The 14436-nt window shown below is 59.3% G+C and carries 17 protein-coding genes and 1 other RNA gene; 7 read left to right on the forward strand and 11 right to left on the reverse strand.

What is annotated here, in order from left to right; translation table 11 throughout:
* Positions 1 to 119 precede the first annotated feature (119 nt).
* The 11 genes from ACR0K1_RS05640 to ACR0K1_RS05690 all read right to left on the reverse strand — a co-directional run bounded on the left by ACR0K1_RS05640 (position 120) and on the right by ACR0K1_RS05690 (position 9360).
* The gene (locus ACR0K1_RS05640) at positions 120 to 248 is read right to left on the reverse strand and encodes a hypothetical protein (RefSeq protein WP_480610787.1); all 129 of its coding nucleotides are present in this window, start codon (positions 246 to 248) and stop codon (positions 120 to 122) included.
* 80 nt (positions 249 to 328) lie between these two features.
* Complete coding sequence (gene rseP / locus ACR0K1_RS05645; RefSeq protein ID WP_480610784.1) at positions 329 to 1681, reverse strand: RIP metalloprotease RseP; 1353 nt, start codon at positions 1679 to 1681, stop codon at positions 329 to 331.
* A 4-nt stretch (positions 1682 to 1685) separates the two neighbouring features.
* A complete protein-coding gene (gene dxr, locus ACR0K1_RS05650; RefSeq protein ID WP_480849176.1) occupies positions 1686 to 2858 on the reverse strand; it encodes a 1-deoxy-D-xylulose-5-phosphate reductoisomerase in 1173 nt (390 codons plus the stop codon).
* Entirely contained in the window at positions 2858 to 3640 is a 783-nt protein-coding gene (locus tag ACR0K1_RS05655) for a phosphatidate cytidylyltransferase (protein WP_480610778.1), read from the reverse strand. Before ACR0K1_RS05655 ends, dxr begins: the two co-directional genes overlap by 1 nt.
* Positions 3637 to 4368, reverse strand: a complete 732-nt coding sequence (locus tag ACR0K1_RS05660; protein ID WP_480610775.1) for an isoprenyl transferase — start codon at positions 4366 to 4368, stop codon at positions 3637 to 3639. Before ACR0K1_RS05660 ends, ACR0K1_RS05655 begins: the two co-directional genes overlap by 4 nt.
* A gap of 9 nt (positions 4369 to 4377) precedes the next feature.
* Entirely contained in the window at positions 4378 to 4941 is a 564-nt protein-coding gene (gene frr / locus ACR0K1_RS05665; RefSeq protein ID WP_480610772.1) for a ribosome recycling factor, read from the reverse strand.
* Positions 4942 to 5129: 188 nt separating this feature from the next.
* The gene (gene acuI / locus ACR0K1_RS05670; protein ID WP_480849179.1) at positions 5130 to 6125 is read right to left on the reverse strand and encodes an acryloyl-CoA reductase; all 996 of its coding nucleotides are present in this window, start codon (positions 6123 to 6125) and stop codon (positions 5130 to 5132) included.
* Positions 6126 to 6228: 103 nt separating this feature from the next.
* Positions 6229 to 7332, reverse strand: coding sequence for a dimethylsulfoniopropionate demethylase (locus ACR0K1_RS05675; protein ID WP_480610767.1), 1104 nt, complete (start codon positions 7330 to 7332; stop codon positions 6229 to 6231).
* Positions 7333 to 7860, reverse strand: coding sequence for a DinB family protein (locus ACR0K1_RS05680; protein WP_480611148.1), 528 nt, complete (start codon positions 7858 to 7860; stop codon positions 7333 to 7335).
* Positions 7860 to 8564 (reverse strand): DUF1326 domain-containing protein, encoded by a 705-nt coding sequence (locus ACR0K1_RS05685; protein ID WP_480610764.1) that lies wholly within the window; start codon positions 8562 to 8564, stop codon positions 7860 to 7862. Before ACR0K1_RS05685 ends, ACR0K1_RS05680 begins: the two co-directional genes overlap by 1 nt.
* 4 nt (positions 8565 to 8568) lie before the next feature.
* Positions 8569 to 9360 carry a DUF2182 domain-containing protein gene (locus ACR0K1_RS05690; protein ID WP_480849181.1) on the reverse strand — a complete coding sequence of 264 codons (792 nt, stop codon included), beginning with the start codon at positions 9358 to 9360 and terminating at the stop codon, positions 8569 to 8571.
* 86 nt (positions 9361 to 9446) lie between these two features.
* On the opposite strand from ACR0K1_RS05690, the gene ACR0K1_RS05695 reads away from it, so the two are divergent.
* The 7 genes from ACR0K1_RS05695 (at position 9447) to ACR0K1_RS05725 (ending at position 14361) form a co-directional block, all read left to right on the forward strand.
* The gene (locus ACR0K1_RS05695; RefSeq protein ID WP_480610758.1) at positions 9447 to 10178 is read left to right on the forward strand and encodes a FadR/GntR family transcriptional regulator; all 732 of its coding nucleotides are present in this window, start codon (positions 9447 to 9449) and stop codon (positions 10176 to 10178) included.
* 118 nt (positions 10179 to 10296) lie between these two features.
* Positions 10297 to 11697, forward strand: coding sequence for a selenium-binding protein SBP56-related protein (locus ACR0K1_RS05700; protein ID WP_480610755.1), 1401 nt, complete (start codon positions 10297 to 10299; stop codon positions 11695 to 11697).
* A gap of 13 nt (positions 11698 to 11710) precedes the next feature.
* A complete protein-coding gene (locus ACR0K1_RS05705; protein WP_480610752.1) occupies positions 11711 to 12367 on the forward strand; it encodes a hypothetical protein in 657 nt (218 codons plus the stop codon).
* Positions 12368 to 12412: 45 nt separating this feature from the next.
* Complete coding sequence (locus tag ACR0K1_RS05710; RefSeq protein ID WP_480610749.1) at positions 12413 to 13063, forward strand: TenA family protein; 651 nt, start codon at positions 12413 to 12415, stop codon at positions 13061 to 13063.
* 19 nt (positions 13064 to 13082) lie between these two features.
* The gene (locus ACR0K1_RS05715; protein WP_480610746.1) at positions 13083 to 13445 is read left to right on the forward strand and encodes a DUF4345 family protein; all 363 of its coding nucleotides are present in this window, start codon (positions 13083 to 13085) and stop codon (positions 13443 to 13445) included.
* Positions 13446 to 13481: 36 nt separating this feature from the next.
* Positions 13482 to 13829, forward strand: a transfer-messenger RNA (tmRNA) gene (gene ssrA / locus ACR0K1_RS05720).
* A 100-nt stretch (positions 13830 to 13929) separates the two neighbouring features.
* A complete protein-coding gene (locus ACR0K1_RS05725) occupies positions 13930 to 14361 on the forward strand; it encodes an ester cyclase (protein ID WP_480849185.1) in 432 nt (143 codons plus the stop codon).
* The last annotated feature ends 75 nt before the right edge of the window (positions 14362 to 14436 follow it).

The following is a 14436-nucleotide window of genomic DNA, read 5'->3' on the forward strand; positions in this document are numbered from 1 at the left end:
CTACCCAGAATTTTAAGACTTTAAAGCTGAGTAGCGGGAATAAATCCACTTGTCAAAAGGCCAAAAAACGCACCCTGCGATAGGGTGCGCCGTCTGCTTTTACCGGAAGAGAGTTAGAATCACAGACCCGCGAGGTAAGCGCCGCCAGCCAAGGCCAGAGCGGTCGCACCGAAATACAAAAGCGAGTCCCAGTTCAGGATGAACAGGAAGCTGACACTCTGATAAGATTTCCGCAGTGCTTTTGACATGACCGCCTCACTTGTAGCGGAATAACCATACCCCAAGATTGCGGCGACATTGCGGCGTCAATGTGCGGCGGGCGTCATATTCAGCAGAACAAATCATTGCTGACCGAGAACAGCATCAGGGCCAGAATAAGCGTCAATCCCACGCCCATAAAGACCCGCAGCGCCCTTTCACTGGGCGGTTTGCCCGTGACGGCCTCGTAGGCGTAGAACACCAGATGGCCGCCGTCCAATACCGGGATCGGAAACAGGTTCAGCAACCCGACGGCTGTCGACAGAACGGCGATGAAGAAGATGAAGTTCTGCGCCCCCTGGCTTGCCATCGCGCCCGAGGTCTCGGCAATCCCAATCGGGCCCGAGATATTGCAGGTGCTGATCGCGCCCGTCACCATGTGCCACATGCCCGAAAGCGACCCTTCGATGATGCGTATGGTCTGGCGCACCCCGCCGGACAGGGAATCCATCAGCCCCGCCGGTACGGTCGCGGGCTCAAGCATCATGCCCCCGACGATGCCAATCCGCCAATGAGTGACGAACCCGCCATCCGGTTTCGGTTCATCCGTGCGTCGCGGGGCCAGCGCAAACTCAAGATCGGCCCCGTCACGCCAGACATTCAGCAACAGAACGCGCCCGTCAGAGCCTTCGACAAACTCCTTGAGTTGCTCGAACGCAAAGATGGGTTCGCCGTTGACGGCAGTGATCACATCCCCCTGCTCGAGCTGAATGTCCATCGCGGCGCTGCGCGGCGCGACCTGCCGGATCAAGGGCGGGAACAGCCACGGTGCCTGCACATCCATGGTCTGCCCGTCGCGGATCACGGTATAGTCCAGAACGGGTTTGACAGGCAGAGCCTCGGTAAACTCGCTCCACGTGCTTTCTTCGTCAAACTCAGGCGTCGGGATGCCGGCAATCGCGATGATTTCATCGCCGACCTGCAGGCCCTGAACCGTGCCCGGTAGTGGCTGCAGCGTTCCAATCGTCAACGGTTCCCGGGAAACGCCCTGTGACCAGAAGATCAGGCCAAAGACCAGAATCGACATGATAAAATTGAACACCGGCCCGGCGGCAACAGTTGCCGTGCGCGCCCATAGCGGGGCACCGTGCATCGTGCGGCGCAGCTGTTCGGGGCTTTGTTCGGCGATGTCCTCCATCGCCTCGGAATCCTTGCCCGAAGCGGCGTTCGCATCGCCAAGGAATTTCACATATCCGCCAAAGGGCAACAGCGCGACCTGCCATCTGGTTCCGCGCTTGTCGATCCGGCTCCACAAAACAGGGCCGAACCCGATCGAGAACACCTCGGCATGGATGCCGGACCAGCGTCCGACGATGTAATGGCCATATTCGTGCACCGCCACAATGGCGGACAGAGCGACCACAAAGGCCACAATCGTGTACAGCAAATTGCCGAACTGGGGGATCAGTGAGAGTGCGTCCAATATTCTATCCTGCTCTTACGATCACGGCTTCATCGACCCATTGACGCGCCAGATGGTCCGTTTGCTGCACGTTATCAAGTGTCAAAGGGGCATCAATAAGGCCATCTTTGGCATCAAACCGGTCCAGAACCTCGGCCACCGCGTCGGCCATGCTCAGGAAACCGATCCGGCGCGCGATGAAATGGTCCAGCGCCCGTTCCTTGGCCGCGTTGAACACCGCCCCGGCCAGCCCGCCGCGTGCCATGACCTCACGCGCCAGTTTCAGTGCGGGATACCGCGCCTCGTCCGGGGTGTGAAAGCGCAACTGCCCCAGCTTCGCCAGATCCAGCCGGTCCACCGGCAGATCGCGTCGTTCGGGCCAGTGCAGCGCATAGCCGATGGCGTGGCGCATATCAGGCGCGCCCATGTGGGACATCACCGCACCGTCCCTGAACCCCACCATCGCATGTACGATGGATTCGGGGTGGACCAAAACCTCGATCCGATCCGGTTCGATCTCGAAATATTCCCGGGTCTCAATCACTTCCAGCGCCTTGTTGAACATCGACGCGCTGTCTATGGTGATGCGCTGTCCCATGTTCCAGTTGGGATGGCTCGAAGCTTGCTCGACCGTTGCCTTCGCCAAATCGGCCAGAGGCCAATCGCGGAAGGCACCGCCGCTGGCGGTGATGATCACGCGTTCAACTGCCCTCATATCCTCGCCCACAAGCGCCTGAAACACGGCAGAATGCTCACTGTCGACCGGTAAAAGACGCGCGCCGTGCGCCCTTGCGGTTTCCAGAACCAGCGCCCCGGCACAGACCAGAGTCTCCTTGTTCGCCAGCGCCAGCGTTGCGCCCTGCTTCAACGCCTCGATCCCCGGAGCAAGGCCCGCCGCGCCGACAATGGCCGACATCACCCAGTCCGCAGGCCGCGCCGCAGCCTCGACAATAGCGCGTTGTCCGGCGGCCACTTCGATCCCGCTGCCCTTCAGCGCGTCCTGTAGGTCTGGCAGGCGATTTTCATGCGCCGTAACCGCCAGATCCGCCCCCAAACGCCTTGCATCGGCTGCCAGCCGTTCGATATTCGCCCCGCCGGTCAGCGCCACGACATCATAGGCCGAGGGGGCGCGGGCAATCAGATCGATTGTGTTCTGACCAATCGATCCGGTCGCTCCGAAAATCGAAACTTTGCGCATTACATAGCCTCGGGCGCGTAGATCAGACCAGCAATCAGGACAAACAGGGCCGCCCCCATCATTCCGTCGAACCGGTCCAGAAACCCGCCATGACCGGGTATCAGGTTCGAACTGTCCTTGACCCCGAATTTCCGTTTCACAGCGCTTTCAACGATGTCGCCTGCCTGACTGGCCATCGACGCAAGGACAGACACAAGCACGAAAGCAAAGCCAAAGCCGCCATAGATAGCAAAGCCCGTTCCAACAACCGCAGCAGCCGCCCATCCGCCGGCGGTGCCGGACCAGGTCTTTTTCGGGCTTACCTTAGGCCAGAACTTAGGGCCGCCAAAGGTTTTGCCCACAAAGTATCCGGCCACATCCGTTGCCACCACAACGGCAATCAGCCAGACCATGAAGCTGAACCCCATATTCTCGCGGATCGAGATGAACCCAAGCCCCGCCGCCGCGATCCACAACGCAAACACGGCGTAAAGTACCCGAGACCGGCCGACCTGCCCGGCCCCGCCCAAAGCCGGGACCAGCAGAATGAGCAGGTTGAAACCGGGTGGCAAATGATAGCTCAGGATCACCGCAATTGCCGTCAGAACGCCCAACTGTATTGCAACGCCCGAACGCTGCGGGTCGATCATCCGGACCAGTTCCCACGTCATCAGACCACTGGCCGCCGCAATGAACGTTTCGAACCAGAGACCGCCCAGCCAGACCTCGACCGCGCCAATGACCACCAGAACTGCTGCAGAAAGAACCCGCGCTGTCAGATCAGACCATCGGCCATCACTCATGCCGGGACCGCCCCGAACCGCCTTTCGCGCGAGCCGAAATTGCGGCACAGCTTCTCTAGCTCGGAGGCGGTGAAATCCGGCCACAGCGTGTCGATGAATTCGTATTCCGAATACGCCGACTGCCAGAGAAGGAAATTGGAGATACGCGCCTCGCCGCTGGTGCGGATGACCAGGTCGGGATCGGGCAATACGCGTGTATCCAGATACTTAGGAAGTGTTTCTTCATCCACTTCTTCAGGCCGCAATCGCCCTTCGGCCACGTCCCGGGCCAGTCTTTTGGTCGCGCGGGCAACCTCGTCCCGGCCGCCATAGTTCAGGGCAACTGTCAGGTGAACAAGGTCGTTATCCTTGGTCTCTTCTTCCAGCGTGTCCATCAGCTCGGTCAGCTTCGAATCCAGCCGGACGCGATCCCCGATGAACCGGACGCGAATGCCGTTGTCGGCCAGTGTCCGGGTTTCCTTGATGATGTAGCGGCGGAACAGGTTCATCAGCCCGGCGACTTCGACCTGAGTGCGCTTCCAGTTCTCAGTCGAGAAGGCAAAGATCGTCAGGTATTTGATCCCCAGCCCCGGACAGGCCTCGACAACTTCGCGCACGCGGCGGGCGCCGGCGTGGTGGCCGAACAGCCGGGGGCGGCCCCGGGCCTGGGCCCAGCGGCCATTGCCGTCCATGATGATGGCCACGTGGCGCGGGCCAACGGGTAGCTCGATGTGGGGATCTTTGGGCATTCTACCTGCTCAGACCTGCATAATCTCGGCCTGCTTGGTCTCAAGCGCGGCGTCTACGGCCTTGATCAATTCGTCGGTCAAATCCTGAACTTCACTTTCCCAGAACTTCTGATCATCCTCGGACATGCCATCGGCCTTGGCCTTCTTGATCTGATCCATCCCGTCCCGCCGGACGTTGCGGATCGACACGCGGGCGCTTTCCGCATATTGCCCGGCAACCTTGCCAAGCTCGCGGCGGCGTTCTTCGTTCAATTCGGGGATCGGCAGCATGATAATGGTGCCGTTCAGTTGCGGGTTAATCCCCAGCCCGCTTTCGCGGATCGCCTTTTCCACCTTACCGACCAATGACTTATCCCAGACGTTCACTGTGACCATCCGAGGCTCGGGCACATTGACTGTGCCCACCTGATTAATCGGCGTCATCGACCCGTACGCATCGACCATCACTGGCTCGAGCATCGAAGCCGAGGCCCGCCCGGTGCGCAACGAAGCAAATTCAGTCCTGAGGTTTGCCATGGCGCCTTCCATGCGGCGTTTAAGGTCATTGGTATCCAATTCGAAGTCATCAGACATGCTGCTCACTCCCCGTCTTCAAATGCTGTTTGGATGGGTCTTAAGCCATCACAAAAGGGATGTATAGCAATCATGATGAGGAATTGTGGCAATGACCAGAGTTGTTTCAGGCATTTTTTGCGCCACAGGTAAAATGCGAAAGCCGACCGGTTTGTGACACCGGTCGGCTTTTTGATTTTTGCCGCGCGTCAGGCGTTCACATCGACGACAACGCGCCCCTTGACCTGACCTTTCAAAATATCCGCGCCCAATTGTGGCAGATCGGACAGGTTGGCGGGATGAATCATCGCTTCGAGCTTGTCCATCGGCAGGTCCGTGGCTACCCGCTGCCAGGCGCGGACACGGTTGTCATAAGGCTGCATGACACTGTCGATTCCCAACAGGTTCACGCCGCGCAATAGGAACGGAATCACGGTTGCGGGCAACGCCGCGCCGCCCGCCAGACCGACCGCGGCAACTGAGCAGCCATATTTCATCTGCCCCAGAACCCGCGCCAGCATCGCGCCGCCGACGGCATCGACACACCCGGCCCAGCTTTCGCTTTCCAACGGGCGCTTCGAGGTCTCGTTCAACTCATCCCGCGGGACAATCGTCGTCGCCCCCAAGGATTTCAGATATTCCCCGGTTTCAGGCCGACCTGTCACGGCCGCGACCTCATAGCCCAGATGGCCCAGGATCGCCGTTGCAACGGACCCGACCCCGCCAGCAGCCCCTGTCACCAGAACCGGCCCCTGGTCCGGTGTCAGGCCGCGATCTTCCAGCGACATGACGGCGAGCATTGCTGTGAATCCCGCAGTCCCGACAGCCATGGCCTGCCGTGCATCCAGCCCCTCGGGCAAGGGCACCAGCCAGTCCGCAAGCGCGTTGGCCTTTTGCGAATACCCGCCCCAATGCGCTTCGCCCACGCGCCAGCCGGTCAGGACAACCCGATCTCCGGGCTTGTACTGGTCATCGGTCGAGGCTTCGACCGTTCCCGCATAATCGATGCCGGGCACATGCGGGTAAGACCGGACCAACCCGCCGCCTTTGGGCGACATGCACAGCCCGTCCTTGTAATTCACGGTCGAATATTCGACCGCCACGGTGACTTCCCCATGCGGAAGGTCATCCTGTGAAAGCTGCTTGACCGACGCGCTCGCCAATCCGCTTTCTTCATCCTTATCCATCACCAATGCATTGAACATATGAACTTTCCTTTCGTTCTTTCATGACCAGATCCGCATTTCATCTGGCCAAAAATATCCCGGGGGAGTTGCGCAGCAACGGGGGCAGAGCCCCCATTCGCGCTCACACCCAGAAACTCGCTTGTACTTTTGCCCGACGCATCCCGTCGGGCGTTTCAACCTCGATACTCGTACCCGGGTCCCAATGACTCAGCCGCAGCATTCCAATCGAGACGTTGGTTTCGAAATCCGGCGACCAGGCCGCTGACGTCACCTGCCCCACGCGTTTTCCATCCGCATAAACCGGCCATGGCCTGTCGCAGGGCGGCACGGCATCACCATCAATTGCAATCGGCCTGATCTGCTGAACCGGGCCCTCTTTTGCGACCCGCAGCAAGGCATCTCTGCCAATGCAGCCGATGGCGGTATGCGTATTGCAGAACTTGCCCAGACCACATTCATGCGGCGTGTTGTCGTCTGTCATGTCATTGCCATAGGACAACAGACCGCCTTCGATCCGTTCGATCAGGTTCGGACATCCTGCCCGCACCTCAAGGTCTTCACCCGTCGCAAACAGCGCGTTCCACAGGGGCATTCCGATATCGCCGCCTTCCACGTAGATCTCAAAACCGCCCTGTTTCGAGTAGCCCGAGCGTGCCACCGCCAGATCGCGGCCTTCGAACTGGAACATATCGAACTTGAAAAAGCGGACATCGCGCACCCGGTCTCCGAAGACGCGCGCCATCAGGTCATTTGCCTTTGGCCCCTGCACCGCCAGAGGCGAAACATCCGGCTCATCCACCAGAACATCAAGGCGATACCCGTTGGCCAAGCCTTTGACCCAAAGCAACAAATCGCTGTCGGCAATCGAAACCCACCAGCGATCGTCGGACAGTTTCACAGCTACAGGGTCATTCAGCATTCCGCCGGTTTCATCGACAATCGGCACATAGAAACACTGGCCCGGCAACATCCCCCTCAGATCGCGGGGCGTCAGCATCTGCATCAGACGCGTCGCATCGGGCCCTCGCAACTCCACCTGCCGCTCGCAGGCGACGTCCCACACCTGTACGTGGGTCTTCAGGTGTCGGTAATCGGCTTCGACACTTTCAAAAAGCGTCGGCAGCAGCATTCGGTTGTAAACGGTGTAGGCCTTGGCGCCCGCTGCTTCGACCCCTTCGGAAAACGGAGTACGACGCAGTCGGCGGGACAGAGAAATCTGCGGCATTCAATCCTCCTGCGGCATGAAGACCAGATCGCTGACGGGGGCTGCCGAACCGGTCTCGGTCAGCATCTTGTGCAACTGTCCCCGGTGATGTGTCTGGTGATTGAACATATGGACCACGCATTGCGCGTAAGGCAGTGTAATTTCGGCCTCTTTCGCCGCCGAATACCACGTGAAGGGGCCCGAGAGGATATCGTCGCTCAGGCTGTTCGCCCAATCCTCGATACGGGCGTCCACGGTTTCGCGAAGCGGCAACCACTCTTCCAGATCGGCACACAGAGAGACGCTTTCGTGAATCCCGCCGCCCGCTGTATGGATGTCGACAATCGGACCGGGTCCCTTGTCAAACCGGGACATCCAGATCCAATCGCCCCAAAGCAGATGGTTCGCGGTTCCAAGGATCGATTTGAAAAACGCGCCCCTGTCAAGGGTCAGTTCTTCCGGTGTCAGCTCCTTGAGAAAACCGGCCAACTGATTGTTCTGCCAGCGGTTATAACCCGACATCTCGCGGGCATAGGCTCCGGTGATCATCACTTCGGTCCGTGCCAGTCTATGGGGCAGATTTCAGCAGATTTGCCGCCGAAATCCCACACACGCCCGTAATCGCGCACTTTCGATTTGGTGCCACGAGCCACGATAATGTCCGGCCCCATCCAGTATTTCGAGTTGGACACCATGACGGGATGCTCGGGGTCTTTGCCCGCCAGCATCTCGATCTCGCCCTGAATCTTGCGGCCAATCACGATACGCCGCTTGGTGCCGTCGCGCTCGATCTGAACCGGTGCGCGTTCGGCACCAATGATTTCGCTGACCAGCATGGTGAACAGGCCGGTGGTGCCGCCCGCCTGACCGCTGAAAATCTGGAGCAGGCCGTTATACGCCTTGCCGCTGGCGCGCTCATCGACATAGGCGGCGACCCTCCACTGCCCCTCGCCCATACGGCCCGGAATATCGACCAGCAGGCCCACGTTCAGGCCCGACAGGTCCTCGCCTTCATAGTGACCTTCGTCGATGATTACCCCCATCCACGCATGGCAATGACCCTCGGTCGGCGGGTGCGCGCCCAGCGACACAACACAGGGGCAGAACACGTCGCACGAGCAGTTCAGGATCAACTCACCCTTGATGGCCCATTCCGTCGGGCTCATCTCGCGTCGTTTGGGGTTGGGCATACGGCTGTCGATACGTTGACTGATCGGCAACCTGTCGGCGTCTGGTTTTCTGTTCTTGGCCATAGGTTTATCCTCCGTATGCAAAGTGATGAGCGATCAGGGCCAAGCCGCCCGCGATCAGTAGAAACCCCATGGGTCGGGTCACGGCATGGCCGATCTGGGGGAGTTTTTCCAAAACCATGAACAGGGTCGCCAGCCCCATCCACATCAGGCTCATGACGCCGCCTACAAATCCCAGCGCCATGAAGCCCCAACAGCAGCCGACACAAAACGCACCGAGGCCAAGCCCCATGCGCAATCCGCCGGTGAAGCCGGTTTTCCAATGGCCAAGGAAATAGGTCATCGGGGCGTGGCATACGCCATGGCAGACCTCTTTCGCGCGGGTGAACTGGAACGCGCCAACGGCGATCAGCAACACGCCCGCAAACAATGGCGATTTGGCGATGCCCAGCATGTCCACGACGCCTCCGAACAAAAGCGCAAGCTGGGTGCCGGTGATTAGGGCGGCGAACCCGACCCAGACCAGAAAATACCCGGCCAGAACGCCCAGCCACCCGGCCCTTGTTCCGTTGGCACTGCGGATCAGGTCATCATAGCTGCGGAGCGTCGGCACCAATGTCGGCAGCATCATCGCCGCCATCATGATCGCCCACATCCAGAACAGCGGGCCGAACTCGGCCATGGGCATATACATGTCCATGCGGGGGTCCATGACCCGCATCGCCTGCCCCATTGGGCCGGGACGTCCGATCCAGTCAAGGTCCATGTCCCGGCTCATCGAGAACATGACCCACCAGGCCCACAGAATGAGGGCATAGAACCCAAGCCATAAACCGCTGCGAACCATTGCGCGACTCATGTGATCCTCCCGACTCACCCCTTGCTTTTTCAAATGTCAGACTTTTAAATGTCAGACAAATAAAATCGTCCCATTGGCACCAGATTATGAAAATCGACCCCGAAAATCCGTCTGACTTGTCCGCCCAGATCGCACAGGCCATCAGGAACGCGATCGTATCCGGTGAGTTGATCGTTGACGAGCGCCTGCCGTCCGAAGCGGAGCTGTCCGATCAGTTCCAGGTGTCACGCCCAACGGTGCGCGAGGCGCTGAAACGGCTGGCGGCACAATCGCTGATCCGAACCCAACGCGGTGCCGCGGGTGGCGCGTTTGTGAACCGGCTCAGCTTTGAGGATGCCCATTCGCAGCAGATCACAACCTCGACCCTGTTGCTGTCGATGAACGCCGTCAGCTTCGACACCGCGTGCGAGGCGCGGTATGCGCTGGAACGCGCCTGCGCGCCCCTTTCGGCACAGCGGCGGACAAAGGATCAACTGGCCACCATGCGGGCCGAGATCGATCGCCAATCCAGATCCGGCCTGACGGATGAGGCGTTCTGCGCCTCGGACGTGGCTTTTCACCGCGCGCTGGTCGATGGCGCCGGAAACCCGGTTCTGTCCTATCAGCTTGCCGGCGCCGTCGAGGCGATGCAGCCGCTGATGAACATGATCACCTTCACCGCCCGTTCGCGCGAAGAGATCATCGCCCTTCACACCAAAATAGCCGATGCGCTGGAAGCGAAAGACACCGAAACCGTCGATTCAACGCTTGTTGCGCTTGAAGGTTACACGCGACAACTGGCCCGGGACGTGGCCGACCGAAAACGCAAACAAGCCTGATCTCTGATCCGGCCACTATCGCAGACATAAAGGAAGAACGAGCAGGTAAAATGTCAGCCGGCGTGAAGACCGGAACTCTCAAAAAAGATTGAATCTCAATTGCTAACGGGAGGACGTTATGAACCAAAGACCGGACCCAACCTTTTACCCATCCGCCAAGCTGGCGATGGAGGGCCCGACTGAGACGCTCGCTTTCACGCTGATGCTCAGCCCCGATTTCTCGCAACCTGACGGGCTGGCGGTGGTGAATGTCGATCCGACCTCGGGCGATTTCGGCAAGATCGTGCATCAGGTGATCATGCCGAACAAGGGGGATGAGTTTCACCATTTTGGCTGGAATGCTTGTTCGTCGGCGCTGTCGCCTCTGACCGGTCACGCCTTTCTGGAACGCCGGTATCTAATCGTTCCGGGCATCCGCTCCAGCCGTATTTATGTGATTGACGTGAAAGACCCGCTGAAGGCGAAGATTCACAAGATCATCGAACCCGAGGAAGTCTTTGCCAAGACAGGATATTCCCGCCCGCACACCATCCATTGCGGGCCGGAAGGTATCTATGTCAGCACGCTGGGTGGCGGTGGCAAGGACGGAACAGACGGACCTCCGGGCATCTTCATCATGGACTGCGAAACCTTCGACATCATCGGGCGGTACGAGATCGAGCGTGGTGTGCAGGACAAACACTATGATTTCTGGTGGAACCTGCCGCGTGACTACATGGTCAGTTCCGAATGGGGTCTGCCGCCCCAGTTCGAAAACGGGATCGTGGCCGAGGATCTGCTGTCGAACAAATATGGGCACTCGATCCATTTCTGGAACCTGCGCAACCGCACCAACATCCAGACCATCGATCTGGGCGAGAACCATCAGATGGCGCTGGAAATCCGCCCTGCGCATGATCCGGTCAAGCAATACGGGTTCTGCGGCGTTGTCGTGGACACCACGAACCTGCAAGGCGCGATCTTCACGTGGTGGCGCAACGATGACGGCACTTTTGAGGCCAAAAAGACCATCACCATCGACCCGCAACCGGCTGACCCGGACGACCTGCCTGATTTGCTGAAAGGCTTCTCGGCGGTGCCGCCATTGGTCACTGATATCGACCTGAGTCTGGATGACAAATACCTGTATGTCGCGTGCTGGGGCACCGGTGAGATGCATCAATACGATGTGTCCGACCCGATGAACCCAACGTTGGCGGGCAAGGTCGAAATCGGCGGGATTGTCAAAAAGACCAAGCATCCCAATGGCAAAGACTTTGGCTACGGCCCGCAGATGGTCGAAATCAGCCGCGACGGCAAACGCGTCTACTGGACCAACTCGCTCTATTCCACGTGGGATGATCAGTTCTATCCCAGTGAACGCGGTGCCGCCATGGTCAAGGCCGATGTCGGAGAGACCGGCGGTCTGACGCTGGACCCGAACTTCTGGGTCGACTTCCCCGACGGCTATCGCAGCCACCAGATCCGGCTTGAGGGCGGAGACTGCTCGACCGACAGTTTCTGCTACCCCTCGGTCTGATTTGGAGGTTCTGATGACATCGACGGCCGGCCTTTGGCTGGCCGTTGTGCTCAGCGGTGCCTATCACGGGCTGAATCCGGGAATGGGCTGGCCGCTTGCGGTGTCGTCGGCGCTGATGGAGCAGCGCCAATCCGCCCTATGGCGCGCGTTGGCCGCGTTGGCGGGCGGGCATTTCCTGGCCATGCTGGGGGTGTTGCTGCCCTTTGCCTTGATGGCCGTTCTTGTCGATTACCAAAGAGAGATCCGCATCGGGGCTGCGTTGATCGTCATCGCGATGGGCCTTTACATCGCCGTGACCCGCCGCCATCCGCGCATGTTGTCCCGTATTCCTCCGACCAAACTGGCGCTCTGGTCCTTTCTGGTGGCGCTTGCGCATGGTGCCGCGCTGATGCTGGTTCCGATCTATCTGGGCCTGTGCGGCCTAGATGAGCTCGACGCCGGGCACCGCGCTGTGTCCCAGATCATAACAACCAACGGCCTGCTGGTGCTTGCCGTCGCGGCCATACATACGGCTGCAATGATTTTGGGCGGCGGCATTCTTGCCTATGCCGTCTATCGCTGGTTGGGGTTGCAGTTCCTGTCCCGCAGTTGGTTCAATCTGGAGCTGGTCTGGGCGCTCAGCCTAATTCTGGTCGGCGCTCTTGGCCTGTGGTCAGCGCTTGCGCTTTGATCCGAAACAGGTTTTCTGTGCCTCAAGAAAACCAAGGAGACCCCGATGCAGGACAGCCCCCGACCAACCGAGTTGCTGCGCGATGGCAAACCAGAGGACTGGCAGGCCGCAACCCGCCACGCCTTTACCCGCGAACTGGCCGATGGCACCCTGCCCCTGCACAAGATGCGTTGGTATCTGCAGCAGGACTATCAGTTTGTCGACCGCTTTGTCCGCCTGCTGGCCAGTGCCATCGCCCATGCGCCTTCACTTGCCGACAGCGTCCCTGCTGCGCAGTTCCTTGCGGTCATAACCGGCCCCGAAAACACCTATTTCCTGCGCGCGATGGAGGCTCTGGGTACCGAACCGATCTCGGCGCCCGCCCCGGCTACGCGGGAGTTTCAGGACCTGATGGCCGAGGCCGCAGCCTCGGGCCGGTACCAGAATATGCTGGCTGTGCTGGTGGTGGCCGAATGGATCTATCTGACATGGGCCACGCCGGTGAACCCGCCGAAAGACGATTTACCCTTCTGGTTTGCCGAGTGGATCACACTACATGCCGGCGAAGGGTTTGAGGGCGTGGTGGCGTATCTGCGCACTCAGTTGGATCAGATCTGGCCTGCACTGGATGCATCCGAACAGGCCGAGGTTACACGGCTGTTCCATCGCGCCGTCGAACTGGAACGCGATTTCTTTGACGCCGCCTACGCGGCCTGAACCGGGGGGGGGGGCCGACATGGTCACTACATTGAATGTTATCGCGGCCCTGCTGACCATCGGATTCGGCGCGTTTGGGTTTCTGGCCCCGGCCCACACCGCCTCGGCCCTTGATCTGGCCCCGACCGACAGCACAATGGGACTGTCCGAGATGCGCGCCTCGGTCGGCGGCTTGTTTGTCGTTACCGGAATCGCCGTGATCTGGCTGAACAATCCGATGGCCTATGTGATGCTGGGCGTCGTTTATGCCGGGGCCGCGCTGGGCCGGTTCGTATCGGTTGCGCTGGACAACCCGCCTTTGACCAAGGCGCTGATCTTCGGGGGAATCGAACTGGTTCTGGCGGTCTGGCTCATTGCCGCCAACTTTAACAAGGCAACTTAACCGATTGGGAACGTTAGATTGGTCGGATGACAAACTGAGTTTGCATCCGTCCATCACCTCACCTATATATGGGATGTCCTTCGGGACTATGGACATAAACGCGCTCGTAATAAGCGGATCGGACCCGGGGGCGGTACCCGGCGGCTCCACCAACCATCCTTCGTTTGGGGATTTTGGGGCCGAAACAGGATCGACGAACGTCTAAAGGGGTTAGCTTTGTCTCGGCTGTCTGCCACCGTTACCGGCGAAAACAGTACAATTGCAAACGACAATCGTGCTCCGGTTGCAGTTGCTGCGTAAGCAGTAACAAGACCGAAATCTAAGCCCTTGCGCCTAGCCGCGTAAGGCGGGGTTCGCAGGTACCTGGCAACAGAAACCTGCATTTTCCACATTATGTCTGACAAATATCCGCGAAACTCAGGTCGCGTTCAGAGTTTGTTCACCCATTTCCCCCATCGTCACTCCGGACAGACAGGAGGCCGGAATGACGAATTCAGAGATACTCAGAGAGTGGTATTCCGAGATTTGGGAAAAAGGGAACACCGACGCGATCGAAGATTACTTTGCGCCGGAAACCATGGTCGAAGGGCTGATCCCCGAGATGCAGGTCGGGACTGACGATTTTCGCGATCTGGTCACGGCATTTCGGCACGTTCTGGGCGACATCACGGTGGACATGCCCAACATCATCGAAAACGGGGATTGGGTGTCGGCGATTCTGAATGTCAAAACCTTCCGGGCCGATAACGGGGCCCCGATCGAAGTCACGGGTCAGGTCATGGCGCGTTTCAAGAACAACAAAATGGTCGAGGCTTATAACCACTTCGACTTCATCTCGTTTTTTGAAGAATTGGGCCAGTTTCCATCCGATACTCTGCCGGTCTGCATGACCGGGCAAAGGCTGGATTGGGTTTGACGCCATGAAATCTTGACCCCTGCGGCCCTCGCGCGTTAGCAAGAAGCATGGGGTAAAATTGCGAACGCCCCGTGA

The sequence above is a fragment of the Ruegeria sp. F5 genome (assembly GCF_056533845.1).